Below are 12409 nucleotides of genomic sequence, written 5' to 3' on the forward strand. Positions count from 1 at the left end.
AGGGGATAACCATGAGCTACCGTCTTGCCGTGCTGCTGGTGACAGCCGCTTTAACAGCCTGTACTGGCCGTTTACCCGTTGCCGAAAAACCTGCCAGCCTGCAAGCGGGCAGCCGCTGGCAAGTCGAATGGCTGGGCGAGCGCCCACTGGTTGACAATAGCCACCTCAGCCTGACGCTGGCCGAAGAAGGCCGCGCCTACGGTGACGGCGGCTGCAACCGCTGGCTCAGCAGCTATGAGCTGCACGGCGAGCAGCTTACCTTCACTGCCCCCAGCAGCACCCTAATGGCCTGCCCAGGGGCACTGATGGAACAAGAACAGCGCTTTTTGCACATGCTGAGCAAAATCACCCGCTGGGACTTTTCGACAACCGGCCAGCTACAGCTTTGGGCGGATCAAGGCGACCCCATCCGCCTGTGGCCGCTCAAAGAAGAAGACTAACGGCGAACAACGATAATGCCGTGACCGAGCCATTGCACTATCGATCCTTTTTGTTCAGTTGCTCGATTTTTTCAAACTCAGGATGCTGGCGAAGCAAAAAAGCCAGCATTTCTGTAGCATCCTTGGAGACATAAAAATCGACCATTTTATGGTTAAATTCTTGCACCGTTGCCGCCGGAACGCTAATGGCATCCATTCCATTTGACATTAAAATGCCATTCATCATCAAGCGTGAGGCGCGCTTATTACCATCAAAAAAGAATTGCTGTAACGCACCAAAAAGAAAAAACAAACAGGCTTGCTCAAAAGGCTGGTGAACTTCTTGATTTAATGCGTGAAGTCCACTTGCAAATTTTTTGTTGAGGTTAATGGCGTCTTTTTCTGTAGGCATTGGCGTATAAACGCCTTTTTCTCCAAGACTCACCATGGGACTAAAGTTGATTTCTTGGCCTTCGCCGCGAAAAAGCCCCCACTCCAGTGCTTCATTTTTTGCCACTTGCCCATGTAATGTACAGAATGTGTTCTTGTTCAGAGCAAATTTTTTTGTTTTAACCAAGCCAAGCAGTGTTTTTGAGCTTTCAGCCAAATTTAAAATTTGTTCTTGGTCAAAGAGTTTATGCCCTCCCACAGTCACACCATCCAGTAAAGTCTTAACTTCTGGAAAGGTAAAGGGATTACCCTCTAAAACACCCGCATCCCAAACAAATTCAGGAAGCATTTTGTAAAATCGAAAGCAGACTCGTTCGATCGAGTGAACAGGGATTTTCGCAGGCACAACAGAGCGTTCCCAATGAAAACCAAGACTTTCAAAAAGCTGCATTTTTCACCCCTCCATCGGTATTAAAAAGGGCTGCGGTTTAATGGTTTTATCGTTCTTTAGTGTGATGATATTTTATCCAATACTATCCAATTAGTTGTGCAAAATAGCCCAATAAACCCGTTGTAGAAACTTAAAGATTATGTCCTAAACAATAAAAGCTGCTCGCCTTCTGCGCCTAAATCCATCAGGCGAACGCCGATGCCCAAAAGGCGTACCGGTTTTCCCGCGCGGGCGTGCGCTTTGCGCAGCAGCGCGGCAAAGCCTGCAAGGTCGGGCTGTGCGCCCGTTTGTTCCAGCGTGGTTTGGCTAAAGTCGCAGAATTTGACTTTGACAAAGGGTTTGCCGACGCGGTAGCCGTTAAGTTTTTGCAGACGTTGTTTAAGTTCGGCGAGCAGCTTGGGCAATTCTGCAAGGCAAGCCTCAATATCTGGCAAATCCCGCACAAAGGTGGTTTCCACGCTTAAGGACTGGCGCTTGCTGGAGGTTTCCAGTGGGCGTTCGTCAATACCTCGGGCAAACTGCCAAAGCTGCTCGCCAAAGCGGCCAAACAGGCGAGTGAGTTCCAGTAAATCGCGCTGGCGTAAATCCAAAGCGGTGTGAATGCCTAAACGCTCCAGCCGGCCCGCCGTCACCTTGCCCACGCCGTACAGCCGACTGACCGCAAGCGGCGCGACAAAATCCAGCACCTGTTCCGGGCGGATAACAAAGAGCCCATCCGGTTTGCGCCAGTCGCTGGCAATTTTGGCCAGCAATTTATTGGGGGCAACGCCCGCCGAGACGCTAAGGCCTAACTGGGATTGGATTTGGCGGCGAATATCCACCGCAATGCGCGTGGCGCTGCCGGAGAAATGCGCACTGTCGCTAACATCCAGATAAGCCTCATCCAGCGACAGCGGCTCGATTTGCTCGCTGTAATGACGAAAAATCTGCCGCATCTGCTGCGAGACTTCGCGGTACAGCTCAAAGCGCGGGCGGATGATTAAAAGCTGCGGGCAAAGCTTTTTGGCGTAGGCACTGGCCATTGCTGAACGCACGCCAAAAGCCCGCGCCGGATAGTTACAGGTAGCGATAACCCCGCGCTTATCTGGCGCACCGCCGACGGCAATCGGCCTACGGCTAAGGCGCGGGTTTTCGCGCATTTCCACTGCTGCAAAAAAACAATCGGCATCGATATGAATAATCTTGCGCATGGCAAGAGTAAGCCGCCCACTACCTTAAAATAGTTATTTAATCGGGCCTACCCGCGACAAGCTCGGCAGGTTTTGCAGTCTGGGGGAAGGCCAGGTAAACCAGATGGTAAAGGCTTTGCCGACGATATAACGCTCCGGCACCATGCCTTGCAGTTCGGGGGAGGGATAGGGGTTCTCCCAATAGCGGCTGTCGTGCGAGCCGTCACGGTTATCACCCATCATAAAGTAATAGCCTGGTGGCACAGTCCATTCACAAGCGCCGCAGTCGGTATTGGGGTTATAACGGGTGGGGCCGTTTTCTTTACGGATAAGGTGCGAGGTTTCGCCGAGTTTTTCGCGGTACCAGGTGATACTGCCAAGACTGCCCGGCTCATCCTCTTGCCGCTGTTCTTCAATTAATTGTCCATTGATATAAAGCTGTTTACTCTCTTGATCATAATGGATTTTATCACCCGGCAAACCAATAACCCGTTTAATGTAATGAACAGCAGGGTCTATCGGATAGCGAAAAACCATCACATCACCGCGTTTGGGCTGGGTCACCGGAATAATCTCGCTGCCCAATACCGGTAAACGAATACCGTAAATAAACTTGTTGGTTAAAATAAAATCGCCGACTTCCAGGGTTGGTCGCATGGAGCCGGTTGGAATTTGAAAAGGCTCGACCAAAAACGAGCGAATAACCAAAACAATGGCCAATACCGGAAATAACGATTTACCCCAACCGACCAATAACGGCTCGCGGTTTAACCTATCCAGTACAGCGGGTTCCGGCTCCAGCGTTTGCCCTTGATATAACAAAATAGCGCTGCGTCTGCGCGGTGCCAGCACGGCAAAGTCGAGCAACGCCAAGGCGCCGCAAACAGCAACCAACAATACCAGCAGCAGTGAAAAATCTATTGACATTATTTAAGCGCTCAAGGGTAGGTTTAACTATCAACTTTAAGTACCGCAAGAAACGCCGCTTGCGGGATTTCCACATTACCGACTTGTTTCATGCGTTTTTTACCGGCTTTTTGTTTTTCCAACAATTTGCGTTTGCGCGTCACATCGCCGCCGTAACATTTGGCGAGTACGTTTTTGCGCAGCGCTTTAACCGTGGTGCGGGCAATCACTTGGCCGCCTACCGCCGCCTGGATGGCGACATCAAACATTTGTCTGGGGATGAGTTCTTTCATTTTTTCCGTTAATACGCGCCCTTTTTGCGCGGCGCGCTCACGGTGGACAATAAGCGCCAGTGCATCGACTTTTTCACCGTTAATCAATACATCCAAGCGAACCAGGTTGGCGGCCTGGAAGCGGTCAAAGCTGTAATCGAGTGAAGCATAACCACGGCTGGCTGATTTTAAGCGGTCAAAAAAGTCGAGCACGACTTCGTTCATCGGCAAGTCATAAACCAGTTGTACTTGTCCGCCGACAAACTGTAAATCACGCTGCATGCCACGTTTTTCGATACACAGGCTAATCACATTACCCAGATGCTCCTGTGGCACCAGTATATTGGCGCGGACAATGGGTTCGCGCATTTCGCCAATGGCCGATGGGTCAGGCAAACGCGAGGGATTGTCCACGCAGAGGGTTTCGCCCGTTTTAAGGACTATTTCAAATAAAACGGTAGGTGCGGTGGTAATTAAATCCAGATTGTATTCACGCTCCAAACGCTCCTGGATAATTTCCATATGCAGCATGCCGAGAAAGCCGATACGAAAACCAAAACCTAAAGCGTCTGAACTTTCCGGTTCGTATTGCAAAGCGGCATCATTTAGACAGAGTTTTTGCAGCGCTTCACGAAAATCTTCAAAGTCATCGGAACTGACCGGAAATAATCCGGCATAAACCTGCGGTTGAATGCGTTTAAAACCGGGCAGTACCTCTACATCGGGCGTCGCCGCCAAGGTTAGGGTATCGCCGACCGGTGCGCCGTGAATATCTTTAATACCGGCAATCACAAAACCGACTTCACCGGCTTTTAAATCGGCGGTTTCGCTGTGTTTGGGGCGAAAGACGCCAACGCTGTCCACTTGGTGTTGTTTACCGGTGGATTTCACCAAAATCTTGTCGCCTTTTTTGAGGCGGCCGTGTTTAACGCGTACCAAAGAGACCACGCCCAGGTAATTATCAAACCAGGAATCGATAATCAGTGCTTGTAACGGCGCGTCTATTTCACCGGTGGGCGCAGGGATGGTGGCGACCAGGTGTTCAAGCACGTCAATCACGCCTTCACCGCTTTTGGCGCTGCACGGCACCGCGCCGCTTGCATCGATGCCGATAATCTGCTCGATTTCTGCCTTGACCCGCTGTGGCTCGGCTTGCGGCAAGTCCATCTTGTTAAGCACCGGCATGACTTCAAGCCCCTGCTCAATGGCGGTGTAGCAATTGGCAACCGACTGCGCCTCCACTCCTTGTCCGGCATCAACCACTAAAATCGCGCCTTCACAGGCCGCGAGCGAGCGGCTGACTTCGTAGGTAAAGTCCACATGCCCGGGTGTATCGATAAAGTTGAGCTGGTAGGTTTTGCCGTCTTTGGCGGGGTAGTGCAAGGTAACGCTGTGCGCCTTGATGGTAATGCCGCGCTCGCGTTCCAAATCCATTGAGTCGAGCACCTGAGCTTCCATCTCGCGCTCGGATAGCCCACCGCAAATCTGGATAAAGCGATCAGCCAGCGTCGATTTGCCGTGGTCGATATGGGCGATGATGGAAAAATTGCGGATATGGCTCAAATCACTCACGAAAGGCGCTCAAGACGGGCAGAAAATGGCCGACTATTCTAGCGCAATGAAACCCGCCATGCGTATTGCACGCATGGCGGTTGGTTAGGCTGTCAGTGTCTCAACCTGGCTTTTGAGTTTTTGTCCGGCGTGGAAGGTGACGACGCGGCGGGCGCTGATGGGGACTTCTTCGCCGGTTTTGGGGTTGCGGCCGGGGCGCGGGTTTTTATTGAGCAGTTCAAAGTTGCCAAAGCCGGACAGCTTGACCGGCTCGCCCGCTTCCAGCGCCGCGCGGATTTGTTCAAAGAACTGTTCGATAAAGGCCTTGGCGGCCGGTTTGTCCAGTTTTAGCGCTTTACACAGATGGTCGGCCATGTCGGCTTTGCTCAGTGCGGTCACTTGGTTTCTCCCTAAGTCCTTAGTTTTGTTTTAAAGCGTTGCTTAAGCGCGCTAAGGATGCCAGCGATACTTTGGTTGATTTCGCTGTCGGTCAATGTGCGCGTTGGGTGCTGCCAGGTCAAGCCGAAAGCGAGGCTTTTTTCCTTTGGATTATCTTTGGGTTGATAAAGGTCGAACAGGCGCAGCTCGGTCAAGTATTGCCCCGCCTGTTCACGGATGCACTCTTGTAATGCTCCGGCGGATTGTTCGCTTCGGGCGATAAGCGCCAAGTCGCGGCGCACGGCGGGAAAGCGTGAAAGACCGGCAAACTCTGGCAGACGGCCTTGTTGCAAGGCGCCCAGTTGCAGTTCAAATAAAAAGACCGCTTGGCTAAGGTGGAGGCTTTGTGCGAGCACCGGATGCAGCGCACCGAGCAGGCCGATGGGTTTGCCCGCTTGCTCAATCTGCGCGGTTTGTCCGGGGTGCAGCGCCGGATGCTCGGCGGGCGCGAAGCGAAAACTGTCAATAGCGCCGCCTTGGGCGAGCAGGGCGCAGACATCGGCTTTGGCGTCGTAAAAATCGACGCTTTCGCGGCCATTGCTCCAGCCTTCGGGCAGGCGTGAGCCGCTAATCAGTCCGGCCAGCATATTGTCTTGTGCGAGATCGTCCAGCGAGCCGATAAAGCGCAGTCCGCATTCAAACAGACGCACGCGCGATTGCTGGCGATTGAGGTTGTATTGCAGCGCTTTAATCAGCCCCGGCCAGAGCGACGGGCGCATAACGGCCATATCGGCGGAAATCGGATTGGCGAGTGCCAAAGGCGCGGTATCCGGCGCAAACTGTGCGGCCAGTGTGCGCTCGATAAAGCTGTAAGTGATGGCTTCTTGATAGCCGCGCGCGGCGAGCACTTGGCGTAGCTGCGAGACTTCGACCTGACCTTCGGGATGATCTCTAAGCGCAAGCCTTGCGGATGGAAAGCGACTCGGTAGCCGGTCATAGCCCCAAAGCCGCGCGAGTTCTTCAATCAGGTCGATTTCCAGCGATAAATCAAAGCGGTGACTGGGCACTTTAACTTGCCATGCGCCTTCGCCTGTCTCGCTTAACTCAAGGCCCAGTGCTGTGAGCAGGCGGACGATGTCGGTGCGCGGCAGTGCGGTGCCCAGCATTTGGCTGATGCGCTGTTCACGCAGTTCGATGGTCACCGAAGGTGGCAGGTGCGGCTCGTTTTGCGCCTTGCAGACGGGGCCTGCCTGCCCACCGCAGATGGCGATCAGCAGTTCGCTGGCGCGTTGCAGGGCAGGGTAGGGCAGAGCCGGGTCTACACCGCGTTCAAAACGGTGAGAAGCATCGGTATGCAGGCCGTGCTGGCGTGCTTTTCCGGCAATGGCGAGTGGGGCAAAAAAGGCGCTTTCCAAGAAAATATCGCGGGTGCCTTCGCTTACGCCGCTGTGTTCGCCGCCCATTATCCCGGCCATTGCCAGCACCCGCTGATGGTCGGCGATGACCAGGGTTTGGCTATCGAGACGAATCTCTTGACCATCGAGCAGGCGCAGGGTTTCGCCCTCTTCGGCCATGCGCACACAAATGCCGCCGTTAATTTCGGCAAGATCAAAGGCGTGCAGCGGCTGACCTGATTCCAGCATCACATAGTTGGTGACATCGACCGCCACGTTAATGCTGCGGATACCGCTGCGGCGCAGGCGCTCGACCATCCATAGCGGCGTTTTTTGGCTAAGGTCTGCGCCTTTGATAATCCGCCCCAGATAGCGTGGGCAGGCGGTGGGGGCTTTCAATTCGATACTGAGGGTTTGCTGATCAGTGCTCGCCACTTCGGCGGCTGCGGGCGCTTGCACGGGCGTGTCATAGAGCGCGGATACTTCGCGGGCAATCCCGGCTATCGATAAGCAATCGCCGCGATTAGGGGTAATGCTCAGCTCAATGGCGAGGTCATCCAGTTGCAGATAATCGCGCAAATCCTCGCCAACCGGTGCATCTTCGGGCAGCTCCAGCAAGCCGCTATGGTCTTCGGATAATCCCAATTCTGTCGCCGAACAGAGCATGCCTTGGGATTCCACGCCGCGCAGTTTGGCTTTTTTGATGACAATACCCGGTAAAGTCGCGCCGATACGCGCAAGCGGCACTTTAAGACCGGCGCGGACATTGGGCGCGCCGCAGACTATCTGGAGCACTTGCTCGCCGTCGCTGACTTGGCACAGGCGCAGTTTGTCGGCATTGGGGTGCGCTTCTACGCTTTGCACCTGGCCGACCACTGTGCCGCTAAAAACGCCTGCAACCGGCGTTGCAGCTTCGACTTCAAGGCCAATCATGGACAGGCGCTTGATCAGTTCATCGCGCGATACATCGGGGTTAACCCAAGTGCGCAGCCATTGTTCGCTGAATTTCATCGGCTTATTGCCCGTTAGTTAAATTGGCGCAAAAAGCGCAAGTCGTTGTCATAAAACAGGCGCAAATCATCCACGCCGTAGCGCAGCATGGCGAGGCGTTCCACACCCATGCCAAAGGCAAAGCCCGAATAACGCTGCGGGTCGATGCCGGACATTTCCAGCACCTTGGGGTGCACCATGCCGCAACCCATGACTTCCAGCCAGTCGGTTTGCGTTTCGCCGTTTTCAAGCGTGCGCACGCGCTGCATATCCACTTCGGCGGAAGGTTCGGTAAACGGGAAGAAGGACGGGCGAAAGCGCACGCCGAGCGGTTTTTCAAAAAATACGCGCAAAAAAGCTTCAATAGTGCCTTTAAGGTCGGCGAAACTGATGCCTTCGTCGATGATCAGTCCTTCGATTTGGTGGAACATCGGCGAATGGGTAATGTCTGAATCGCAGCGGTAGACGCGCCCCGGGCAGACAATGCGAATGGGCGGCTGCTGCTTGTGCATGGTGCGGATTTGCACCGGCGAGGTGTGGGTACGCAGCAAACGGGTGGTATCGAAATAAAAAGTATCGTGCATGGCCCGCGCCGGATGGTGGGCGGGAATATTAAGCGCCTCGAAGTTGTGGTAGTCGTCTTCGACTTCAGGGCCTTCGGCCACGCTAAAGCCGATATGACTAAAAAACTGCACCACGCGCTCCAAAGTACGCGTCACCGGGTGCAGGCCACCACTGGCTTCGCCTCGCGCGGGTAGGGTTACATCGATACGCTCAGCGGCAAGACGCTGATCGAGTGCGCCTTGTTGCAGTGCTTCTGAGCGATTATCCAGCGCGGCTTGTACGGCGCTGCGCACTTGGTTGATACCTGCTCCAGCCGCCGGTCGTTCTTCGGCAGAGAGTTGGCTTAAGCCTTTCATCAGTAACGACAGCGCCCCTTTTTTGCCAAAGTAGGCCACGCGCACGGCTTCAAGGTCGCTTAAATCGCGGCTTTGCGCGATGGCGGCGAGTGCTTCGCTCTGTAGACTTTCAAGATGTTCCACGACGAAATTCCTGCGCTGTTACAAAAAAGAGGAGAACTACAAAAAAATAGGGGAAGGGTACAAACCCTTCCCCTACTGGTCTTGCTTAAAGGCCAATTAAGCCAAGGCCGACTTGGCTTTTTCGGCAATGGCAGCAAAGCCAAGTTTCTCGTTGACCGCAAGTTCTGCCAGAACCTTGCGGTCAATTTCCACCTGGGCTTTTTTCAAACCGTCAATCAAGCGGCTGTAGGAGAGGCCGTTTTGCCGGGCAGCGGCGTTGATACGGGCAATCCACAGTGCGCGGAACTGACGTTTCCGCTGACGGCGGTCGCGGTACGCGTACTGTCCGGCTTTGATAACCGCTTGTTTGGCAACACGAAATACGCGCGAGCGAGCGCCGTAGTAGCCTTTGGCGAGTTTGAGGATTTTTTTGTGACGAGCACGGGCGATTACACCACGTTTAACACGAGCCATTGTCTAATCCCCCAATCAACGCAGACGCAAAGCGCGTTCAGCGCGGCGAACATCGGACGGGCTGAGCTGTGTGGTGCCACGCAGTTGGCGTTTGCGCTTGGTGCTCATCTTGGTAAGGATGTGGCTTTTAAAGGCGTGCTTGTGCTTTAAACCGCTGCCGGTTTGCTTAAAGCGCTTGGCTGCGCCGCTTTTGGTCTTCATCTTTGGCATGTTGGGTACTCCTTAAATGTGAGCGAAAACACATCACCATCAGGCCTGCCTGTGCCCGGGAGGTGATGCGGCAACTTAAAAGTTGCGTTACTTGCGCTTTTTCGGCGCGATAACCATCAAAAGTTGACGGCCTTCCATCTTCGGGTGTTGTTCGACCGCGCCATATTCGGCAAGGTCGGCCTCTACCCGTTTGAGCAGTTCCATGCCCAGTTCCTGATGCGCCATTTCACGACCACGAAAGCGCAAGGAGACCTTGGCTTTGTCGCCATCGGATAAAAAGCGCACCAAGTTGCGCAGCTTGACCTGGTAGTCGCCTTCGTCCGTTCCCGGGCGGAATTTGATTTCCTTGATTTGCTGCTGATGCTGGTTTTTCTTCGCGACAGCCGCCTGTTTTTTCTTCTCAAACAGGAATTTGCCGTAGTTCATGATGCGGCAGACCGGAGGCTGCGCATCGGCGGCGATTTCCACCAAATCCAATTTGGCTTCGTCGGCGGTGCGGCGAGCTTCTTCAATGGAAACCACGCCAATTTGCTGGCCGTCGCTGCCAATCAAGCGCACTTCACGCGCTGTGATGTTTTCGTTGATGGGCGCTTTGGGCGCTCCACCGCGCCGGTCTTGCCTTATTTCACGCTTGATGGTGTTTACTCCAAAGATTCTTTAGGGTCTTGCACAGCCTTGCGCCCACGGCGGGCAACCTCTTGCGAAAGGCGCTTGGCAAAGTCCGCAACCGGCATTGAACCTAGGTCAACGCCTGAGAGTGTGCGCACAGAAAGTGAAGCGGTTTCGACTTCCCTATCGCCTACTACCAGTAGGTAAGGTACCTTGAGCAAGGTATGCTCGCGGATTTTAAAGCCGATTTTTTCGTTTCTCAAGTCGGATTTCACTCGAAAGCCTAGCTCATTAAGCTGTTTTTCAACCTGCTGCACAAAATCCGCTTGGCGATCGGTAATGCACATGACCACAGCTTGCAGCGGCGCAAGCCAAGCGGGGAATGCGCCTGCGTAGTGCTCGATCAGCATGCCGATAAAGCGCTCGAATGACCCCAAAATGGCGCGGTGCAGCATCACCGGACGCAGCCTGCTGTTGTCTTCGGCAACGTAGCTGGCATCCAGGCGTTCGGGCAGGTTGGGGTCGTACTGCAAGGTGCCGCACTGCCAGTTTCTGCCCAGGCAGTCTTTTAAAGTGAACTCGATTTTGGGGCCGTAGAAGGCACCTTCCCCGGGAAGGTATTCCCAAGGCAGGGCGGATTCGTTAAGTGCATCGGCCAGCGCTTGTTCGGCTCTGTCCCACAGTTCATCTGAGCCTACCCGCTTCTGCGGGCGGGTGGAGAGCTTCATGGCAATGTCGGTAAAGCCAAAGTCGGCGTAGACCTGCAAGGTCAGGCGGATAAAGTCCGCCGCTTCCTGCTTGACCTGGGCTTCGGTGCAGAAAATATGCGCGTCATCCTGGGTAAAGCCGCGCACGCGCATCAGCCCGTGCAGTGCGCCGGACGGCTCGTTACGGTGGCACGCGCCAAATTCGGCCAGACGCAGCGGCAGGTCGCGGTAGGAGCGCAGACCCTGATTGAATATCTGCACATGGCACGGGCAGTTCATCGGTTTAACCGCGTAATCGCGGTTTTCTGAAGCCGTTGTAAACATGTTCTCGGCGTAGTTCGACCAGTGGCCGGAGCGTTCCCAGAGAATGCGGTCAACCACTTGCGGCGTGCGTACTTCGACATAGCCGTGATCGGTCTGCACCTTGCGCATATATTGCTCAAGCACTTGATAGAGCGTCCAGCCGTGCGGGTGCCAGAACACCATGCCGGGCGCTTCTTCTTGTACGTGGAATAAACCCAGTTGCTTGCCAAGGCGGCGGTGGTCGCGTTTTTCGGCCTCTTCAATGCGCAGGATATAGGCGGCAAGTTGTTTTTTATCCGCCCAAGCCGTGCCGTAAATCCGTTGTAATTGCTCGTTTTTGGAGTCGCCGCGCCAGTACGCGCCGGAAATACGGGTGAGCTTAAAGGCTTTAAGAAAGCGCGTATTGGGTACGTGCGGGCCGCGGCACATGTCCACATATTCTTGGTGGAAATACAGTCCCATCGCCTGTTCATCCGGCATATCGTCAATCAGGCGCAGCTTGTAATCCTCGCCGCGTGATTTAAACAGCGCAATCACTTGATCGCGTGGGGTGATCTTTTTGATCACGCTGTAATCCTGCGCGATCAGCTCGCTCATGCGTTTTTCGATAGCGGCCAAATCGTCCAAGGTAAAAGGCTGCAGCGAGGCGATGTCGTAATAAAAGCCTTCTTCAATGACCGGACCAATAACCATTTTTGCCGCTGGATAAAGCTGCTTGACCGCGTGACCGACCAAGTGGGCGCAGGAGTGGCGGATGATGTCTAAGCCTTCGTTATCCTTGGGCGTGATAATGGCGAGCGTTGCGTCTTCTGTGATGAGGTCGCAGGCATCGAGCAAACGGCCATTGACCCGCCCTGCCAAGGTGGCCTTGGCAAGCCCCGCCCCGATCGTTTCGGCCACTTGCAGCACTGAAACTGGCTGGTCAAATTTACGGACACTGCCGTCGGGCAGGGTAATAATGGGCATGGATTTCCTCCGACAAAGTCGCCCCGGCAAGGCCTTCTTTAAGAGAAGACCGTCGCCGCTTGCTAATCAAAACCCGCAATACTAAAGGAAAGACAAGAGTGCCGTCACCTAGGGTCTGCTCCCGCTTCAAACGCGAGCCGCGCTGCTGCTCAAAATTTCGCCAGACTAGGCGCAGCATGCAGCCAATGTGTACAACCT

13 protein-coding genes are annotated in these 12409 nt (G+C 54.3%); 1 reads left to right on the forward strand and 12 read right to left on the reverse strand.

Annotation, left to right across the window (positions count from 1 at the left end):
* Positions 1-11: 11 nt before the first annotated feature.
* Entirely contained in the window at positions 12-440 is a 429-nt protein-coding gene (locus AXE65_RS10760) for an META domain-containing protein (RefSeq protein ID WP_068392076.1), read from the forward strand.
* A 37-nt stretch (positions 441-477) separates the two neighbouring features.
* Here the strand turns inward: AXE65_RS10760 and AXE65_RS10765 are convergent, their stop codons facing one another.
* From AXE65_RS10765 to AXE65_RS14055, 12 genes are all read right to left on the reverse strand, one after another.
* Positions 478-1260, reverse strand: a complete 783-nt coding sequence (locus AXE65_RS10765) for a Fic family protein (protein ID WP_068392079.1) — start codon at positions 1258-1260, stop codon at positions 478-480.
* Positions 1261-1397: 137 nt separating this feature from the next.
* Entirely contained in the window at positions 1398-2450 is a 1053-nt protein-coding gene (gene dinB, locus AXE65_RS10770) for a DNA polymerase IV (RefSeq protein WP_068392082.1), read from the reverse strand.
* A gap of 33 nt (positions 2451-2483) precedes the next feature.
* On the reverse strand, positions 2484-3356 hold the full coding sequence (gene lepB / locus AXE65_RS10775; RefSeq protein WP_068392086.1) for a signal peptidase I: 873 nt from the start codon (positions 3354-3356) through the stop codon (positions 2484-2486).
* A gap of 23 nt (positions 3357-3379) precedes the next feature.
* Positions 3380-5179: a translation elongation factor 4 gene (lepA, locus tag AXE65_RS10780; protein ID WP_068392089.1), complete on the reverse strand. Its 1800-nt coding sequence runs from the start codon at positions 5177-5179 to the stop codon at positions 3380-3382.
* 84 nt (positions 5180-5263) lie between these two features.
* Complete coding sequence (locus AXE65_RS10785; RefSeq protein WP_204376556.1) at positions 5264-5557, reverse strand: integration host factor subunit alpha; 294 nt, start codon at positions 5555-5557, stop codon at positions 5264-5266.
* Between the two features lie 11 nt (positions 5558-5568).
* On the reverse strand, positions 5569-7941 hold the full coding sequence (pheT, locus tag AXE65_RS10790) for a phenylalanine--tRNA ligase subunit beta (RefSeq protein WP_068392093.1): 2373 nt from the start codon (positions 7939-7941) through the stop codon (positions 5569-5571).
* Between the two features lie 14 nt (positions 7942-7955).
* The gene (gene pheS / locus AXE65_RS10795; protein WP_068392097.1) at positions 7956-8963 is read right to left on the reverse strand and encodes a phenylalanine--tRNA ligase subunit alpha; all 1008 of its coding nucleotides are present in this window, start codon (positions 8961-8963) and stop codon (positions 7956-7958) included.
* A 96-nt stretch (positions 8964-9059) separates the two neighbouring features.
* Positions 9060-9416 carry a 50S ribosomal protein L20 gene (gene rplT / locus AXE65_RS10800; protein WP_068392100.1) on the reverse strand — a complete coding sequence of 119 codons (357 nt, stop codon included), beginning with the start codon at positions 9414-9416 and terminating at the stop codon, positions 9060-9062.
* Between the two features lie 15 nt (positions 9417-9431).
* Positions 9432-9626: a 50S ribosomal protein L35 gene (gene rpmI / locus AXE65_RS10805; protein WP_068392103.1), complete on the reverse strand. Its 195-nt coding sequence runs from the start codon at positions 9624-9626 to the stop codon at positions 9432-9434.
* Between the two features lie 87 nt (positions 9627-9713).
* Positions 9714-10250, reverse strand: a complete 537-nt coding sequence (infC, locus tag AXE65_RS10810; protein ID WP_068392106.1) for a translation initiation factor IF-3 — start codon at positions 10248-10250, stop codon at positions 9714-9716.
* Positions 10251-10267: 17 nt separating this feature from the next.
* The gene (gene thrS / locus AXE65_RS10815; protein ID WP_068392109.1) at positions 10268-12211 is read right to left on the reverse strand and encodes a threonine--tRNA ligase; all 1944 of its coding nucleotides are present in this window, start codon (positions 12209-12211) and stop codon (positions 10268-10270) included.
* Positions 12174-12409: hypothetical protein (locus AXE65_RS14055; protein WP_204376557.1), on the reverse strand; the 236-nt coding region annotated here is incomplete at its 5' end. The genes AXE65_RS14055 and thrS, both read right to left, overlap by 38 nt.

The sequence above is a fragment of the Ventosimonas gracilis genome (assembly GCF_001580025.1).
Taxonomy (GTDB): Bacteria; Pseudomonadota; Gammaproteobacteria; order Pseudomonadales; family Pseudomonadaceae; genus Ventosimonas; species Ventosimonas gracilis.